General features: G+C 65.7%; 17 protein-coding genes and 3 tRNA genes. 12 read left to right on the forward strand and 8 right to left on the reverse strand.

The window, feature by feature from the left end:
- Positions 1-104: 104 nt before the first annotated feature.
- Complete coding sequence (locus Hhyl6_RS18335; RefSeq protein ID WP_483740687.1) at positions 105-632, forward strand: CNNM domain-containing protein; 528 nt, start codon at positions 105-107, stop codon at positions 630-632.
- Here Hhyl6_RS18335 and Hhyl6_RS18340 read toward each other — a convergent pair.
- The 5 genes from Hhyl6_RS18340 to Hhyl6_RS18360 form a co-directional block, all read right to left on the reverse strand.
- A complete protein-coding gene (locus tag Hhyl6_RS18340) occupies positions 616-2,202 on the reverse strand; it encodes an aryl-sulfate sulfotransferase (protein WP_483740688.1) in 1,587 nt (528 codons plus the stop codon). The two genes, Hhyl6_RS18335 and Hhyl6_RS18340, sit on opposite strands and share 17 nt — an antisense overlap.
- A gap of 72 nt (positions 2,203-2,274) precedes the next feature.
- Complete coding sequence (locus Hhyl6_RS18345; protein WP_483740689.1) at positions 2,275-2,460, reverse strand: DUF7576 family protein; 186 nt, start codon at positions 2,458-2,460, stop codon at positions 2,275-2,277.
- 63 nt (positions 2,461-2,523) lie between these two features.
- Complete coding sequence (glmU, locus tag Hhyl6_RS18350) at positions 2,524-3,705, reverse strand: bifunctional sugar-1-phosphate nucleotidylyltransferase/acetyltransferase (protein WP_483740690.1); 1,182 nt, start codon at positions 3,703-3,705, stop codon at positions 2,524-2,526.
- A gap of 228 nt (positions 3,706-3,933) precedes the next feature.
- Positions 3,934-4,008 (reverse strand) — tRNA-Glu (locus Hhyl6_RS18355).
- A 147-nt stretch (positions 4,009-4,155) separates the two neighbouring features.
- Entirely contained in the window at positions 4,156-6,120 is a 1,965-nt protein-coding gene (locus Hhyl6_RS18360) for a 3-hydroxyacyl-CoA dehydrogenase/enoyl-CoA hydratase family protein (RefSeq protein ID WP_483740691.1), read from the reverse strand.
- A 114-nt stretch (positions 6,121-6,234) separates the two neighbouring features.
- Between Hhyl6_RS18360 and Hhyl6_RS18365 the strand changes: the two genes are divergently transcribed.
- The 4 genes from Hhyl6_RS18365 to Hhyl6_RS18380 all read left to right on the forward strand — a co-directional run bounded on the left by Hhyl6_RS18365 (position 6,235) and on the right by Hhyl6_RS18380 (position 9,401).
- Positions 6,235-7,392, forward strand: coding sequence for an acyl-CoA dehydrogenase family protein (locus Hhyl6_RS18365; protein WP_483740692.1), 1,158 nt, complete (start codon positions 6,235-6,237; stop codon positions 7,390-7,392).
- Positions 7,393-7,509: 117 nt separating this feature from the next.
- Positions 7,510-7,950, forward strand: a complete 441-nt coding sequence (locus tag Hhyl6_RS18370) for an Hsp20/alpha crystallin family protein (RefSeq protein ID WP_483740693.1) — start codon at positions 7,510-7,512, stop codon at positions 7,948-7,950.
- Positions 7,951-8,170: 220 nt separating this feature from the next.
- The gene (gene cysE, locus Hhyl6_RS18375) at positions 8,171-8,731 is read left to right on the forward strand and encodes a serine O-acetyltransferase (RefSeq protein ID WP_483740694.1); all 561 of its coding nucleotides are present in this window, start codon (positions 8,171-8,173) and stop codon (positions 8,729-8,731) included.
- Positions 8,732-8,789: 58 nt separating this feature from the next.
- Positions 8,790-9,401, forward strand: a complete 612-nt coding sequence (locus tag Hhyl6_RS18380) for a DNA-3-methyladenine glycosylase family protein (RefSeq protein WP_483740695.1) — start codon at positions 8,790-8,792, stop codon at positions 9,399-9,401.
- Between the two features lie 23 nt (positions 9,402-9,424).
- Here the strand turns inward: Hhyl6_RS18380 and Hhyl6_RS18385 are convergent, their stop codons facing one another.
- Positions 9,425-10,777, reverse strand: a complete 1,353-nt coding sequence (locus Hhyl6_RS18385) for a RimK family alpha-L-glutamate ligase (protein ID WP_483740696.1) — start codon at positions 10,775-10,777, stop codon at positions 9,425-9,427.
- 129 nt (positions 10,778-10,906) lie between these two features.
- Between Hhyl6_RS18385 and Hhyl6_RS18390 the strand changes: the two genes are divergently transcribed.
- The 6 genes from Hhyl6_RS18390 (at position 10,907) to Hhyl6_RS18415 (ending at position 16,081) form a co-directional block, all read left to right on the forward strand.
- Positions 10,907-11,929 carry a succinylglutamate desuccinylase/aspartoacylase family protein gene (locus Hhyl6_RS18390; protein WP_483740697.1) on the forward strand — a complete coding sequence of 341 codons (1,023 nt, stop codon included), beginning with the start codon at positions 10,907-10,909 and terminating at the stop codon, positions 11,927-11,929.
- A 281-nt stretch (positions 11,930-12,210) separates the two neighbouring features.
- Positions 12,211-12,453 (forward strand): HalOD1 output domain-containing protein, encoded by a 243-nt coding sequence (locus Hhyl6_RS18395; protein WP_483740698.1) that lies wholly within the window; start codon positions 12,211-12,213, stop codon positions 12,451-12,453.
- A gap of 104 nt (positions 12,454-12,557) precedes the next feature.
- Positions 12,558-12,953 (forward strand): succinate dehydrogenase, cytochrome b556 subunit, encoded by a 396-nt coding sequence (gene sdhC, locus Hhyl6_RS18400; RefSeq protein ID WP_483740699.1) that lies wholly within the window; start codon positions 12,558-12,560, stop codon positions 12,951-12,953.
- Positions 12,953-13,318, forward strand: a complete 366-nt coding sequence (locus Hhyl6_RS18405) for a succinate dehydrogenase hydrophobic membrane anchor subunit (RefSeq protein WP_483740700.1) — start codon at positions 12,953-12,955, stop codon at positions 13,316-13,318. The genes sdhC and Hhyl6_RS18405 overlap by 1 nt, the downstream gene beginning before the upstream one ends.
- A gap of 3 nt (positions 13,319-13,321) precedes the next feature.
- Entirely contained in the window at positions 13,322-14,212 is an 891-nt protein-coding gene (locus Hhyl6_RS18410; RefSeq protein WP_483740701.1) for a succinate dehydrogenase/fumarate reductase iron-sulfur subunit, read from the forward strand.
- Between the two features lie 42 nt (positions 14,213-14,254).
- Positions 14,255-16,081, forward strand: coding sequence for an FAD-binding protein (locus Hhyl6_RS18415; RefSeq protein WP_483740702.1), 1,827 nt, complete (start codon positions 14,255-14,257; stop codon positions 16,079-16,081).
- 3 nt (positions 16,082-16,084) lie between these two features.
- Here Hhyl6_RS18415 and Hhyl6_RS18420 read toward each other — a convergent pair whose 3' ends face one another.
- Positions 16,085-16,405 (reverse strand): cupin domain-containing protein, encoded by a 321-nt coding sequence (locus Hhyl6_RS18420; RefSeq protein WP_483740703.1) that lies wholly within the window; start codon positions 16,403-16,405, stop codon positions 16,085-16,087.
- Between the two features lie 162 nt (positions 16,406-16,567).
- On the opposite strand from Hhyl6_RS18420, the gene Hhyl6_RS18425 reads away from it, so the two are divergent.
- A tRNA-OTHER gene (locus Hhyl6_RS18425) sits at positions 16,568-16,672 on the forward strand.
- Between the two features lie 502 nt (positions 16,673-17,174).
- Here Hhyl6_RS18425 and Hhyl6_RS18430 read toward each other — a convergent pair.
- A tRNA-Leu gene (locus tag Hhyl6_RS18430) sits at positions 17,175-17,259 on the reverse strand.
- Positions 17,260-17,316: the final 57 nt, after the last annotated feature.

Below are 17,316 nucleotides of genomic sequence, written 5' to 3' on the forward strand. Positions count from 1 at the left end.
AACGTGCCGAGCGACAGCGAGGCCCGTTCCCGCCCCGAGCGACTCGTGATTGGGAACAGACTGCGGGGTCGCTTCTTTACGGCCGCCACGCCTGAGTAGGACGTATGTCGACACAGGTCTTGCCGACGCTCGGTGCCGTCGTCGTGCTCCTCGGGTGTAGCGCCTTCTTCTCCAGCAGCGAGACGGCGCTGTTCTCGCTCTCGCGTGAGTTGGTGGCCGAGGCGGCGGCAGACGACCCGCGAGCGGCGGCCGTCGAGGAGGTCCTCTCGGACCCACACCGGCTCCTCGTGACGATTCTCGTGGGGAACAACGTCGTCAACATCGCACTGTCGAGTCTCCTGACGGCGCTGTTCGTCGACCGGTTCCAATCCGGGACGGCCGTGGTGCTGACGACAGTCGTCGCGAGTAGCGTCATCCTCGTCGCCGGCGAAATCGTGCCGAAGTCCTACGGACTGGGCCACGCCCAGTCGTACGCCCTGCGAATCGTGCGACCGCTCCGCTACGCCGAACTCGTGCTGTACCCGGCGGTGGCGCTGTTCGACGCACTCACCAGAACGGTGACGGCCCGAGTAGGTGGCCAGCAGGCGATAGAACGGACCTACGACGACATCGAGGTCACCGACGCCGAATAGCCTCGGTACCGCGACTAGCGGCCCCCGCGACCCAGCGCCCGAATCCACGGACCGAGTACCGCGACCAGTAGAACTCCGTGAGGCCCCAGACGACGACGGCGGCGAGGGCGGTGGCCGCGAACACGAGGTCGCTGAACCGGACCCACGAGGGGGCGACGTACAGCAACCCGTTGGCGACGAGGCTCGGCACGAGCGCCTTCAGTCCGAGCCAGAAGCGGTCGACCAGCGACCGACCGGCCGGGCCGTCTTCGACCGCCGACGCGTTCGTGACGTTGGCGATGACCTCCGTGGCGTTGCCAGGCCGGCGGTTCACGACGCCGCGGAACTCCGCGGCGGGGCCCCCAGCGCTCTCGTCACCGGTGCCGAGGCGTTCGACGTCGTAGGGCATCCCCACGTCGGCGCTCCAGACGACGGAGTCGTTCACGCCCACTTCGGCGACTCTGTCGCCGTGGGAGTCCACGACCAGCGTGTTGCCGTCGGGCAACCGGTCGGCGTCGCGGGGCCACTGGAGTCGCACGTCGCGCCACGTCCACGTCCGCTCCCATCCCGTACCGTCGGCCGTTCGACCGTACTCGACGATGCGGCCGTTCTCCGAGTCGGCGACGAGGACGGCCGGCCCGCCGCGCTCCGCCGGGACGTAGTCCGGGTTGTGCTGTTCGTACAGCAGGTCGTGGTTCTCGTCTTCGCCGACCGTCCGGCTCTCGTCGACGGCCCAGCCGTCCGGTCCGGGTTCGACGAAGACGACTTCGTCCATGTTGCGGGGGCTGACCATGACGCTCCCGTCGTCCAGCAGTTCCACGTCGTTGATGTGGGTCCAGTCGGCGTCGGAGCCACCTTGGTCGCGGCTGTAGTGTGCCGAGGCGTTCCAGCGCCACGCGACGCTCCCGTCGCGCGTGTCGACGGCGTAGACGCCGTCGCCGACGATGTCTGCGACGAGGAGGTGCGTCTCGTTGATGCGGTCGACGTCGTGCCAGCGCGCGGAGTACACCCGCGGGGTCACCTCGCTGTAGACGCGCTCTTCCTCGCCGGTGGTGAGATTGACGCGGTTGACCACGTTGCGGGTACACGGTTCCCCGCCCACCTCGGCGCACGCCTCACCCCGCAGGTGCTCGGCGGCGACGTACTCGACGGTGTATCGCTCCCCTTCGACCGGGTCCACGTCGAAGTAGACGCGATAGCGGTCGTCGTAGTGGACCAGCGTCCCGTTCGGGAGGAACGCGGCCAGTTCCGCTCGCTCGTCGCTGACGTAGAACCCCTGCGTCGCGACGACGGTGAGGCCCCGGTCGTAGTCGGCCGCGGCCTCGCTGACGCGCCGCGTGGACCAGTTCTCCGCGCCGACCGTCCCGTCGCGGGCGGCGGCGAACCGCGACTCGACGTCTACGGGTCCGCGCACTCGGCGCTCGGGTCCGTCGTCGCTGACGGCCGGTTCGGTCGCAGAGGGGCCATCGGCGGAGACTGTCGTCTCGGCGAGTCCGGTCGTGGTCGCGTAGGAGTGACCGACCGCGAGGACCGACGAGAGAAGTATCACTACGAGGGCGGCTCGGGCGACGGCGCGACTCGAACTACGCATCTGTCATCTGGTCGCCGGGACGAGCCACCGTACAAAAGGTCTTCTGTAAACGCTAGTCGTGACCGAAGCCTCCTACGCGCCGTCCCACTGCTCGCGGCACCGGTCGTCACAGAAGTGGGCCGTCTCGACGCTGCCGTCCTCTATCCACGTGATGACGCGGTGTGTCGTCTCGTTGGCTATCGCGTCGCCGCATACCTCGCAGTTCGGTGCGTCCGCCTCGTCGATGTCTTCGTGGTGGTCCGAAGTCGGGTCGACCATCTTATCTGAGGGTCGTTTTCACCCTACTTAATCCCACATACTCGGCGCGCGCCGACGCCGACCCTATCGGTCCCGCGTGACGCTCTCGCCGGGTCCCGTCGTCGCGCCGTCAGAGAGGACGACGCCGGCGTTGAGGCTGGTGTTGATGCCGGTGTGGGCCCCGTCGCCGGCGACGACGCCGAACTTCCGTCGGCCGGTCGAGACCCGGTCCCCCTTCACGGTCATCTTCACCGCGTCGCCGTCGTGTCGGAGGTTCGCGACCTGCGTCCCAGCGCCGAAGTTCACGCCGGTCCCGAGGAGGCTGTCCCCGACGTAGGAGACGTGCGGGACGGCGGAGTCGGCCATCACGACGCTGTTCTTGACCTCGACGCCGTGGCCGACGTGGGTGTCCTCGCCGAGCATCGTCGCCCCGCGGACGTACGCGTTCGGCCCGACTTCCGCGCCCGACCGGACGAGCACCGGCCCCTCGATGGTGACGCCGGGTTCGACGACGGCCCCCTCTTCGACGACGACTGCCCCGCGCAGGTCGGCGTCGCCGCGGATCTCCCCGTCGATGCGGCGTGTCATCTGGCCGAGTTTCCACTCGTTCGCTTCGAGCAGTTCCCACGGGCGGCCGACGTCGAGCCACCGGTCCACCTCGACGGCCGTGACCGACTGCTCCTCGACGACGCGGGCGAGGACGTCAGTAATCTCGTGTTCGCCCCGGTCGCTGAGCGGAACGTCCAGCCAGTTTCGGGCCTCGGCGGGGAAGACGTAGGCACCGGCGTTGGCAAGTTCCGTCGGCGGGTCCGTCGGCTTTTCGACGATACCCGTGACGGTGTCGCCGTCCGTCGAGAGGACCCCGTAGTTCGAGGGGTCCGGGACCCGGTAGGCGGCGATAGAGGGCGCCGCGTCGAACAGCGCGGAGAGACTCGCCTCGTCGTAGAGGTTGTCACCGTTCAGGACGGCGAAGGGTCCGTCGAGGTACTCGCTGGCGGCGTTGACGGCGTGAGCCGTGCCCAGTTGTTCCTCCTGCACGGCGAAAGAGACGGGGTGGCCGCGGTAAGAGTCGCCGAAGTACTCTCGGACGGCGTCGGCCTCGTAGCCGACGACGAAAATCAGTTCGTCCGCGCCTGCCTCGATGGCCGTATCCGCCGTGTGAGCGACGAGCGGTCTATCCGCGACGGGCAACATCGGCTTTGGCGTGTTCGCGGTCAGCGGGCGCATTCGTGTCCCTTCGCCGGCCGCGAGTACGATTGCTTGCATGGTATGGCGCTGGCGCCCGCCGGAAAAATAGCTACTGGCATCCTAACTGGGTCGTGACACCGACCCAATCGGGAGGTTATCCCACGTCTAAGACAGAAGCGGTCGGTCACGTCGGGAGGGGACGGGTCGAGAACCGGTCGGTTGACGGGCCACTACGCAAGGGGGCGGCGTAACCGCAAGAGAAGAGACGCAACGCTGGCGCTCAGAGTTTCGTTCGCGGCAGGAATGTGCTCGGTATGGGATTTGAACCCATGTCCTCGGCTCGAAAGGCCAAGATGATTGGCCGGACTACACCAACCGAGCGCATTCCTGCGTTTCGGGTGCTCCAATTTAACCCCATCGAAATCACCACTATCTGTGGCGCGGTGACACGGTACGTTCGAGTGGCCTCCGTCAATCGATGTCCAGCCAAAAAACAGACAGAAGAACGGTCAGGCGGCCGGTCTGGGCTTACTTGCCCTGGAAGTCCGGTTCGCCGTCGCCCATGAACGCCGTGATGCCCTCCATCACGTCCTCGGTGCCGATGAGGTGACCGAACGCCTGCGACTCGACTTCGAGGCCGGCGTCGGTGTCGTCGCGGCCGGCGTGCATCGCGCGCTTGGTGAACTTCTGGGCGACCGGCGGACCGGCCGCGAGGTCACGGGCCAGTTCGAAGGCGCGGTCCTCCAGCGACCCGTTGTCGACGACTTCGTTGACGAAGCCGTAGTCGGCCATCTCCTCGGCGTCGTAGCGCTCTGCGGTGAAGATAATCTCCTTGGCGCGGCCCTCACCGACGATGTTTGCGAGGCGGACGGTACCGCCCCACCCGGGTAGGAGGCCGAGGTTGTGTTCCGGTTGGCCGAGTTCCGAGCGCTTCGAGGCCACTCGGAGGTCGGCACACGTCGCCAGTTCCATCCCGCCACCCAGTGCGTAGCCGTCGATGCCGGCGACGACGGGCATGGAGCACGCCTCCAGTTTCCCGAACGTCTCCTGTCCCTTCTTCGAGAGTTCGACGGCTTCGAGGGGCGTGGCGTTCGAGGCCATCGACTGGACGTCGGCGCCCGCGGAGAACGCCTTGTCGCCGGCCCCCGTGACGAGGATGGACCGGACCTCGTCGTCGTCCTCGAGGAGGTCGATTGCCTCCGAGAGTTCGTCCATCAGGTCGGGGCTGACCGTGTTCATCCGGTGGGGGCGGTCGAGGACGATGTGTCCGACCATCTCGCCGGGGTACTCGATTGCGATGTTCTCGAAGTCGGCGGCCTCTTCGTCCGGGCCGCCGTAGAACCCGCCGGACTCCGCGGCCTCACGCAGGCCGTCCGAGACGGCGTACCGGGATTCGCCGGTCTCCTCGTGGACGGTCTCCAGCGTCTCGACGAGCGTCTCCAGTCCGGCCTTGTCGGCCAGTTTCGCCGGTCCCTCGGGGAACCCGCCGCCGAGCATCACGGCCTCGTCGATGTCGGCGACCGGAGCCACGTCGTTCTCGACGAGTTTCCCGACTTCGTTGGCCATCACCGCGAGCAAGCGACGCTCGATGTCGTCGCGTCCGGCGTCGGTGGGGATGTCGGCGCCACCGTCCTCGTAGTCGTAGAAGCCCTCGCCGGTCTTCTTCCCGAGTTGCTCGCGCTCGACTTTCTCCTCGAGGAGCGGACACGGGGCGTACGGTTCGCCGAGCACCTCGTGCATGTATTCGAGGACGTGGAGGCCGACGTCGTTGCCGACCTGGTCGGAGAGTTCGAACGACCCCATCGGGAGGCCCATGTCGAACTTCGTCGTCGAGTCCACTTCGGCGATGGTGGCGACGTCGTCGTGGACCAGCCAACAGGCCTCGTTCATCAGGGGCACGAGGATGCGGTTGACGATGAACCCGGGCGAGTCCTTCCGGACCCGAACGGGCGTCTTGTCGAAGTCCTCGGCGAGGGCTTCGATGGTTTCGAGAGTCTCCTCGCTGGTGTGTCGCCCGGAGATGACCTCGACGAGTTGCATCCGCACCGGCGGGTTGAAAAAGTGCATCCCGCAGAACTGCTCGGGGCGGTCCGTGACCTCGGAGAGTTCCGTAATCGAGAGACTGGAGGTGTTCGTCGCGAAGATGGCGTCCTCGGGCGCGTGTTCCTCGACGTCTGTGTAGACGTCCTTCTTGATCTCCATCTTCTCTGGGACGGCTTCGATGACCACGTCGGCGTCGCCGACTGCCGCCTCGACGTCGACGAGGGCCGTGACCCGCTCGAGAGCCTCCTCGGCCTCTTCGTCTGTCAATTGGTCCTTCTCGGCCAGTTTGTTCAGCGACCACTCGATGTTGTCGTAGCCGTTCTGGACGAACTCCTCTTTGATGTCGCGCATCCGAACCTCGTAGCCCGCGAGGGCGGCCACCTCTGCGATACCGTGGCCCATGTTGCCCGCGCCGAGCACTGCTACCGTCTCGATGTCCTCGAAATCCATGACATATATCCCCACTGTCGGCCGACGTTTCAACGTTTCTCTCGGGGATAAACATCTCTGGCGTTTATTTCGGATTACAAACCATTATTGGGCGCCCACGTCAACACACCGCACATGGACTTCGAACTGTCCGACGAGCAACGCCAGATTCGAGACGAGGTCCGCCGCTTCGCCGAGAACGAGATACTCCCGGTCGCCACCGAGTACGACCGCGAGGAGAAGTTCCCGCGCGAGGTCGTCGAGAAGGCCGCCGAGATGGGACTGACGGGCGCGAACATCCCGATGGAGTACGGCGGCGTCGGCTACGACACGCTGACCAACGCCATCATCGCCGAGGAACTGTTCGCGGCGGACCCCGGCATCGGCCTCTGCATCCAGTCGGCGGCGTTCGGCGCGGACGCCATCGTCGGGTTCGGGACCGAGGCCCAGAAAGAGGAGTACTTGGAACCGGTCGCGACGGGCGACGCCATCATGGGGACCGCCATCTCCGAACCGGACACGGGGTCGGACGTATCGTCGGTTTCGACACGGGCGCGAAAGGACGGCGACGAGTGGGTCGTCGACGGGAACAAGATGTGGATTACCAACGGGACCGTCGGCGATTACTTCGTGGTCCTCTGTCAGACCGACCCCGACGCGGAGGGTCGGTACAACGGGTTCTCCCAGATTCTGGTCGAGTCCGACCGCGACGGGTTCGAGGCCGAGAAGATAACGGGGAAACTCGGCATCCGGGCCTCCGACACGGCGGAACTCGTTTTGAACGACGTCAGGGTTCCCGAGGAGAACCTCGTGGGCACCCGCGGCGCGGGGTTCCTCCAGATAATGCAGTTCTTCGACGAGACCCGAACCGGCGTGGCCGCACAGGGCGTCGGCATCGCTCGCGGGGCGGCCGAGCGGGCACTCGAATACGCGCAGGACCGCGAGCAGTTCGGCAAGCCCATCTCCGAGTTCCAGGCCATCCAGCACAAACTCGCGGAGATGTTCACCGAAATCGAGGCGGCCCGGCAACTCACCTACAAGTCGGCGTGGAGCGTCGACAACTCGGACGACCAACTCACGCAACTCGCGTCGATGGCGAAGGAGAAGGCTTCCAGAGTCGCCGTCGAGACGGCGGACGAGGCCGTCCAGATTCACGGCGGAGCGGGCTACGTCGACGACTTCGACGTCGAGCGGTTCTACCGGGACGCGAAGATTACCCAGATTTACGAGGGGACCACCGAGATTCAGAAGAACATCATCGCCCGCGAACTCCTCGGCAAGGGGATGGTGTGACTGCGGCCGGCAAAGGTCAACCTACCGCGGGCGAACGCAGACCGAACCGCTGGCACGTCTGGCTTTCTCGGCGTACTGCCTGTCTAACTAAGCGACGGACGGGAGTGGACTCTCGTGATGGCGCGACAGTCACCACTCGACAGCATGGAGTCGTGGTTCGAACAGATGAGCAGACAGTTCGAGGAGGCCGCCGAGCGATGGGGCGGCGGGTTCGAGGCGTGGACGCCGGAGATGGAGTCACCGCGCGTGGACGTCGTAGACGAGGACGACGCCTTCGTCGTCACGGCCGACCTCCCGGGGTTCACCAAGGACGACGTGGAGGTGTTCATCACCGACCAGACCCTCGCAATCGACGCCGAACACAGTCGGGAGACCGAGGAGACCGAGACGAACTACGTCCGGCGCGAACGGTCCCACCGCTCGCTGTCTCGCCGCGTCCGCCTTCCCGGCGGCGTGGACGCGGACGACGTCTCCGCTTCCATGGAGGACGGCGTTCTCACAGTCCGTATCACCAAAGCCGAACCGCTGGAGAGCGGACACCGAATCGACATCGAGTGACTCTGTTGGCGGATATACGGGCCGTTCACGCCCCTATCGCCTGTTTTATCACCCTGCGTGTTCCAGTGGCGTGTATGCACGTCGAGTGCTCCGACGACTGCACGCCGACCCGTGAAACCGAACGGCACCGCCCTGCCACGTGCCGCTGTCGGTGTTGAGCACTCGCTTTTGCTCGCGACGCTACGTACCGTCAGCCGAGCACCCGATAGTTTCACACACGATGCTCGATACGCTCCGCGACGACGTTCGCACGGCGATGGCCAAGGACCCGGCCGCCACGAGCGCCGCGGAAGTCGTCCTCACGTACCCCGGCCTGCACGCCGTCTGGTTGTATCGCCTCGCCCACGCCCTGTGGGTGCGAGAACACACGCTCGCCGCTCGAGTCCTCTCGCACGTCGCTCGCCTGTTGACCGGCGTCGAGATTCACCCCGGGGCCGACGTCGGCGACCGTCTGTTCGTCGACCACGGAATGGGCACCGTCGTCGGCGAGACGGCCGAAATCGGCGACGACGTGCTGCTCTACCACGGCGTCACGCTCGGCGGGGCCTCGATGCGCCGCGAGAAGCGCCACCCGACGCTGGAAGACGGCGTGACCGTCGGGGCGGGCGCTTCGCTAATCGGCCCCGTCACGGTCGGCGAGAACGCCACCGTCGGGGCGGGGGCCGTCGTGGTCGAAGACGTACCCCCGGAGACGACGGTGGCCGGGAACCCGGCCCAACCGGTCTCCGAGCGCGACGCCGAGGCGGACACGACCACCGAGCGCCCCATCGCCGACGACTGACCCGCCGCGACTGCCCCGACAGACAGGTTCTTTCGACCGTGGCCGCTACACCCGGCCGATGACTGACTCGCCACACGAGACGCTCAGACGCGACCCCGACATCGGACCGCTGGTCGAGGCGCACGGCGAAGTGACCCTCGACCCGGCCGAGGACCTCTTCGAGCGACTCGTCGTCTCCATCCTGCGCCAGCAGGTGTCGATGGCCTCCGCGGCGGCCACCCGCGAGCGCCTGTTCGACGCCGTCGAGGTGACGCCGAGCGGCGTCCTCGCGGCCGACGACGAGACGTTGCGCGACGCCGGCCTCTCCAGACAGAAGACACGCTACGTCAACGAGGTGGCCGAAGCGTTCGAGGCGAACGGGTACAGCATCGACGCCTTCGAGGGGATGGCCGACGACGCCGTCCGCGAGGAACTCACCGCAATCACGGGCGTCGGCGATTGGACGGCGAACATGCAACTGCTGTTCTCGCTCAGCCGCGAGGACGTCTTCCCCGTCGGGGACCTGGGCGTGCGGAAGGGGTTCGAAAACGTCGTCGGCGACGGCTACGACCGCTCGGAGATGGTCGAGTACGCCGAGCGATGGGCCCCCTACCGGAGTTACGCGACGCTCTACCTCTGGCGAGCGGAGGAAGATATCGCAGAGAGCGTCGACGAGGTGGCGGAGGAGTAGCGGGGGCGGCGGGCAGTTACGGCTTACTCTTCGGCCTGCTCTTCCTCTTCGGCGTCCGTCTCGTAGTCGTCGTCCGCGCGACGGTTCACGTTCACCTGGTAGTGCTTGAGGATGTCCCGGCCGAGCAAGAGCGGGTAGTCCATGTGCGAGCGGTCCTCGACGCTGGCCGTGACGGTGTGTTGGGTGCCGCCGATGCCGACGACGAGGTCCACGACCGGTCGCGAGCGACCCGACTTGACGCTACCGGACTTTATCTTCACGATGTCGAGGATGGGACCGGTCCCGATTTCCGCGGCCAGTTCCGCGTCGATGCTGGTACGGGTCGCGCCGGTGTCGGACTTCGCGAGAACGGTCTGGTGACCGCGGGTGCCGGAGACGACGACTTCCTCGATGTACCCGATGGTGACGTTCTCCGGACTCGTGGTCGTCGGTTTCCGCGGCATGGCCGACGGGCGCGAGTCGTCCAGACGGTCGGAGAGGCGTTCGACTTCGGCGTCGGGAACCTCCCCGCCCGCCTTCTCGACCGCCAACTGGGCGATGTAGGGGGCGGGACTGATGCCGGTTGCTCTGAACAGGCCGCGGAACCCGGCCGTCGGGTTGACTTCGAGGACGTAGTAGCCGTCCTCCCCCTGTACGATGTCGACGCCGGCGTAGTCGAGGCCGATGGCTTCGACGGAGTCCAGAGCCATCTCCCGCACTTCCGGCGGGAGGTCGCCGGTCATGTCCTCGACTTCGCCGCCGAGTGCGACGTTGGTCCGCCACTCCCCTTCGGGGGCGTAGCGGTTCATGGCCCCGACGATTCGGTCGCCGACGACGTAGACGCGCAGGTCGTGGTGGCGCGTGTCGTCGTGTTCGAGGAACTCCTGGAGGAACGCGTGGCGCTCCCCGACCTGTGCGTTGACCGGTTCGTCCAGTTCGACCATCCACGTCCCGCCGCCGTGGGTCCCGATGGCCGTCTTGTAGACGGCACGGTCGCCGAACCGCTCGCGCTCTTGGTTGAGTCGCTGGGTCGAGAGCGCGAGGACGGCGTCGGGGATGTTGACGCCGGCGTCGGCGAGGGCCGCCGCGGTGGCGAACTTGTGCAGCGCGGTCATCGCGGGCGTCGGTTCGTTCAGCATCGGGGCCGCCTTGTTGAGCGTCAGTGCGAGGCCAGCGCCCTCCATCGGGTGCTCGTCGCTGGAGAGGAGCAGGCGGTTGGCGATGACGTCCACGTCCGGATGGAGGCTCAGGTCGCTGTCCGTCGTCGTCACCGCGGTGTTCTCCTCTCGGAGCCACTCGGTGTCACAGCCCATCTCCTCCGCCGCGTTCAGAATGGCCTTCGTCTCCTTGCTGGAGTGGAGGCTCAGAACGCCGACCGTGATGTCTTCCGTATCCATACTGTAGCCGTTCTGGTGGGGGTAGGAAAACCCTGATGGGTCCGGCCCGGCCGCGACAGTCACTGTCACGCCGCATCGTGGCAACCGCTCGCCAGACACCCTTTTACCGGCGGTCGTGTTTGTACGCCCATGGACGAGGCCGAACCGTTCACCTACGACGGTGGGCGGGTAGACCCCGGCGAGACGCAGAACGTCCGGTACACGGTCAGCGAGACGTACATGGGCGACCCGGTACGGATGCCGGTGACCATCGTCAACGGCGAGTATCCCGGTCCGACAGGGTTCCTCTCGGCGGCGGCCCACGGCGACGAACTGAACGGCATCGAGGTGGTGCGAGAGGTCGCCCACGAGTGGGACCACGGGGAGTTGGCGGGAACGCTGGTCTGTCTCCCGGTGCTCAACGTCCCGGCCTTTCTGGCACAGGAGCGCTATCTCCCTATCTACGACCGTGACCTCAACCGCTCGTTCCCGGGGAATCCGGACTCGACGAGCGCAAAGCGGATGGCCCACCGCATCTTCCGGAACTTCCTCGAACCGTGTGACTTCGGACTGGACTTCCACACGTCGACGCGCGGGCGGACGAACATGCTCCACGTGCGCGCAGACATGACGGACGACGACGTCGCCCGCGTGGCCAACGCCTTCGCGTCCAACGTCATCATCTCCTCGGAGGGACCGTCCGGGTCGCTCCGCCGGGAGGCCAGTCTCGCTGGCACAGCCTCGATTACCATCGAGATGGGGGAGGCCCACCGGTTCCAGCGACCGCTCATCGACAGCGCACTGGATAGCGTCCGCTCCGTGCTCGCGGAGTTCGGGATGCTCCCGTCGGAAGTGGTGCAGTGGCCCGGGTGGCGAACCGTCATCGAGAACGGAGACGAGAAGACGTGGATACGCGCCGACGCCGGCGGACTGGTAGATATGCACCACGAACGGGGCGCATTGGTCTACGAGGACGACGTCATCTGTACCATCGCGAACCCGTTCAAGACGGAGGATACCGAGGTTCGCGCGCCGTTCACCGGACTCCTCGTGGGGGTTCTGGAGAACCCGCTGGTCTATCCGGGGAACCCGCTCTGTCACCTCGTCAGACTCGACGAGCGGACCCGGCGCGCGTTAGAGCGGACGCAGTCATTCCCCGCCGGCGAGGAGTGACGGCGGGGACCGACGGGACGAGAGAGAACTCGTCGTTTCGATAATATTTTAGTATGCGTTGACGAATACCACGGTGGACGGCCGAGCCCGCGATTGCGACCACATGGCCGGGTGGGACGTGTGACACACCGCGAACGCACTCGGTCCGACGAGCATGCGAGATACCACGAACCGACCGGCGAAGGCCACGAACCGACTGCCATACGGCCCGTGCATCGTTCCCGCGTGCCGGCGAGCCAACGGCCGGTAGACGGCTACCCTCCGACAAGCACCACGTTACGATGGCAGAGGAAGTCACCCCACCGTCAGTCCGAGTCGTCGAAGCGTTCGCAGAGTACTACGACACCGACCCGACAGACCTCGGGTTCGTCCTCGACGAGGACGTCGACACCGCCGCGTTCGACGCGCTGTTCGCACACGACAACCCTCCCGATGCCGTGGAGTTCTCCGTCGGGACTCACCACGTCATCGTCACGCCGGACACCGTCCACGTCGACGGGGAGGTCAGTCTCACGGGTCGGTGAGGCGGTCCCCGAAAGCGGTGAGCGAGCGAAGATATTCGGTCGATTCCGGCGATACAAGCACGCGGTAGTAACTACTATTTGTCCCCGGACTAACCCCCGAGTGTATGAGTCAGTCTTACAACCGCGGCACCGTCGAGGATTTCGGACGGTGGCGGGAGTTCTCGGCCGGGATGTGGGCCTGGATATTCCACAAGTTCACCGGCTGGGTACTCGTGGGCTATCTGTTCACCCACATCGCCGTCCTCAGCACCTCGCTCGGTGGCGCCGAACTCTATACGAACACACTGCAAGGGCTCGAAGCCCTGCTAATCGTTCGGTTCCTCGAAGTCGGTCTCCTCGCCGTCGCCGTGTTCCACATTCTCAACGGCATCCGCCTGCTGATGGTGGACTTAGGCGTCGGACTGGAGGCACAGGACAAGAGCTTCTACGCGTCGCTCGTGCTGACCGGTGCCATCGTCGTCGCTAGCATTCCGACGTTCCTCGGGGGGCCGTTGGCGTAATGGCCGAACACTACTCCTCCTTCGAGCGGGGCGGCCGGCGCTGGCTCTTCCAGCGGCTGACCGCGGTGTTCCTCATCGGCGTGTTGGCGTTCCACTTCATGCTGTTACACTTCGTCAACCACGCCGCCGACATCACCTTCGCCGGGACGCAGGCCCGTATGGGCCAGTGGAGCTACTTCGCCACGATGTGGCTGTTCCTCGTGACGGCGACGTTCCACGGCGTCAACGGCGTCTACAACGCCCTCGTCAATCAGGGCATCAGCGGGTCGCAGAAGACCGCAGTCAAGTACGTCCTCGTCGTCGCGGGCCTGCTACTCGTCGCACAGGGAACACGAGTGGCACTCGCGATGAACGGGCTTCTCTAAACCATGAGCACACAGATAGAACAACAGGAGACGGAGACCGAGGCGGAAGAAGAGGAGACGGAACCGGCCGTCGAATCACCCGGAGAGCAGCGTCGGGCGGAGAAACGACAGCGGCAGGCCGAGCGCGAGGCGCAGCAGGAGACCGAAGAGCAGACGCTCGACGACGAGGAGACGGTCTCGCTGAAGGTGTTCCGCTACGACCCGGAGGTCGAGGGCAAGCAGGAACCCCGATTCGACGACTTCACCGTCCCGTACCACAAGGGGATGACCGTCCTCGACGCCCTCATCTACGCGCGGGACCGGTACGACTCCTCGCTCACCTTCAGACACTCGTGCCGACAGGCGGTCTGCGGGTCGGACGCGCTGTTCGTCAACGGCCGTCAGCGACTCGGCTGTAAGACCCAGTTGTCGGAACTGGAGGACCCGGTCCGAATCGAACCGCTCCCCCACCAGGAGGTCGTCAAGGACCTCGTCGTGGACATGGAGCACTTCTACGACCAGATGGAGGCCGTCGAGCCGTACTTCGACGCCGACGAACTCCCCGAGGACGACCTCGAAGAACAGCGTCAGAGCCGGGAGAACCGCGAGAAGGTCAAGATGTCCACGCGGTGCATCTGGTGTGGCGCCTGCATGTCCTCGTGTAACATCGCCGCCGGCGACAACGAGTACCTCGGCCCGGCGGCCATCAACAAGGCCTATCGCTTCGCCATGGACGAGCGCGAAGGCGAGAACCGCAAGCAGGAACGACTCCGAATCATCGAGCAGGAACACGGCGTCTGGCGGTGTCAGACCCAGTTCTCCTGTACCGAGGTGTGTCCGAAGGACATCCCGTTGACCGAACACATCCAGGAACTCAAGCGCGAAGCGGTGAAGAACAACCTCAAGTTCTGGTAGTCCTAAGCGAAGCCAGACAGACGTTACTACTTCCCATACACAATGTACGAACACGACGTTATCGTGGTCGGCGCGGGTGGCGCCGGCCTCCGTGCGGCCATCGCAGCGGACGAGGAGGGAGCGGACGTCGCTCTCGTGACGAAACTCCATCCGGTCCGCAGTCACACGGGCGCGGCAGAGGGGGGCATCAACGCCTCGCTCCGGGAGGGCGACTCCTGGGACCTGCACGCCTACGACACGATGAAAGGCTCCGACTACCTCGGGGACGCCCCGGCTATCGACACTTTCGCCAAGACGGCCCCCGAGGAAGTCATCCAACTGGAACACTGGGGGATGCCGTTCTCCCGCGAGGACGACGGCCGCGTCTCACAGCGCCCGTTCGGCGGGATGTCGTTCCCCCGGACCACGTACGCGGGCGCGGAGACCGGTCACCACCTCCTGCACACGATGTACGAGCAGGCGGTCAAGCGCGGCATCGAGGTGTACGACGAGTGGTACGTCACCAACCTCGCGGTGACCGACCACGACGACCCCGAAGACCGAGAGTGTCACGGCTGCGTCGCCTACGACATCAAGTCCGGGAAGATAGAGGGCTTCCGGGCGAAGGGCGGCGTCGTCCTCGCCACCGGCGGTCTCGGGCAGGCCTTCGACCACACCACCAACGCCGTCGCCAACACCGGCGATGGCTGTGCGATGGCCTACCGCGCGGGCGTCCCGATGGAGGACATGGAGATGATACAGTTCCACCCGACGACGCTCCCGTCGACGGGCGTGCTCATCTCCGAGGGCGTCCGCGGCGAGGGTGGCATCCTCTACAACGACGACGAGGAGCGGTTCATGTTCGAGTACGGCTACGCCAACAACGCCGGCGAACTCGCCTCTCGTGACGTGGTCTCCCGGGCGGAACTCACCGAGGTCAACGAAGGCCGCGGCATCGAGGACGAGTACGTCGACCTCGACATGCGTCACCTCGGCGAAGAGCGCATCCTCGACCGTCTGGAGAACATCCTCCACCTCGCGGAGGACTTCGAGGGCGTCGACGGCCTCGACGAACCGATGCCGGTCAAGCCCGGCCAGCACTACGCCATGGGCGGCGTCGAGTGCGACGAGAACGGCGAGACGTGCATCGAAGGACTGTACGCCGCCGGTGAGACGGCCTGTGTCTCCCTGCACGGCGCGAACCGACTCGGCGGGAACGCGCTCCCAGAACTGCTCGTCTTCGGCGCTCGCGCCGGCTATCACGCCGCCGGCAAGGACATGAAGACCGCGGAGATACAGACCGGCCCCTCCGCGAAGAGCGAGGAGGGCGACGTCGAACCACCCGTCGCACCCGGCGCAATCGACAGCGGGAGCGAGGACGTCGCGGCCGACGGCGCGGCCGTCGAACCGACGAGCGTCATCGAGAACGCCGTCGAACGCGAGCGCGAACGCGTCGAGACGCTGCTCGAAGACGACGGCATCAACCACGCCGAAGTCCGGGCCGACGTCCAAGAGACGATGACGCAGAACGTCAACGTCTTCCGGGAGGAAGCGGGCCTGAAACAGGCGCTCCGTGACCTCCGGCGGGCGCGTGAGGAGTACGAGAACGTCGCCGTCTCGGACCCCTCTCGCACCTACAACACGGACCTCATCCATACCATCGAGACGCGCAACATCCTCGACGTGGCCGAAGCCATCACGCTCGGGGCGCTGGCCCGCGAAGAGTTCCGCGGCGCCCACTGGCGCGCCGAGTTCCAAGAGCGCCGCGACGAGGAGTGGATAAAGCACACGATGCTCGCGTGGAACGACGGCACGCCGGAACTGTACTACAAGCCCGTCATCCTCGAAGGTGACGAGGAGACGTACGAACCGAAAGAGCGGAGCTACTGAGGTTCAGGGCGCTCCGACGAGAACGAACTGACTCTCCGTATCGCCGTTCTGTATCTGCCGCTCTGCCTCGGGGTCGATTCTGAGCGTGTCTCCGGTCGTCATCGATACGTCCTCTCCGTCGACAGTCACCGTCGCCTCCCCCTCGACGAGCACGTACACCTCCTCGTGTCCCTGCTCGGCGTGGTTGTGCGGTTTCCCGGTCCACCCGGGGTCGCAGTCGACGACGGTCACGCCCAGTTCCTCGCACCCGAGCGGGTCCCGCAGGAAGTGCATCGCGTCGGCGAGCGGGTCCGCCTCGGTGTAGTGGAGTTTGGTGTAACTCACAGGTGACGCTTCGCAGGGACTCCCCAAATGGGCACCGGCCACCGGAGCGACCGTCGGACGCGAACCAGAGTGATAAGCGAATCCGTTTGCGACCCGATATCGACGCCGTGAGTGCCACTGCCGTCACATATTTGCGTACCGCGCCCGAACAGACACTCGTCTGGAAGGGTGGCTCAGTGGTAGAGCGCTGCCGGCCAACGTGCCAGAACTCGGCCGATGGCAGTTTCCCATGCAGGGCTCCGCGTGGTTCGAATCCCGCCCCTTCCACTCTGTCGCGAAGATTCCTCGTGAGCGATTGCTGGATAACGCACGATTCGACTGTTCTCGCGAGGAGTGTCCATCGACGGCCAGTCGTCGCGTCGTCTGGAGGTCGTCACGCCGACAGCGTCGTCCCTCCGCACTCGGTCTGAATCGGTCTGAACTTCGCTCTCGGGCGATGACGGACGGCGACGCGGCTACCGGTGTACGAGAAACGGAAGTAAGGTGGGGGTGGGTGGCACCGTGGGTGCCTATCGAATTCGTTGTCGGGTGAAATAAAGAACTTTGCGGTCACTTTATCAACCGTGATACTCGGTCACGGCATCCGGTCGGAGTCAGCGGGTTCTCGAATCGTCTCAGTCGATAACGAGACGACACGATGGCCTACAGTCGGCACTGCGGGACGTTGCTTCGGAAGGAATGTGCGTGGGTGCAGTCCCAAGGGAGTGCACCTGCATCGTCCTCGGCGGCGACGCCGCCGTGATATCGAGGGCTTCGCCCTCGCTTGCGATGCGTGGGACCGGATTTGAACCGGCGGACCCCTACGGGACAGCGCCCTCAACGCTGCGCCGTTGGCCTGGCTTGGCTACCCACGCTCGCGTTCTCTTACTGCATTCAATCGTATCCCGGGGCCCAATAAAAGGGCTTTCGTT

This window comes from Haloarcula sp. H-hyl6 (assembly GCF_056934455.1).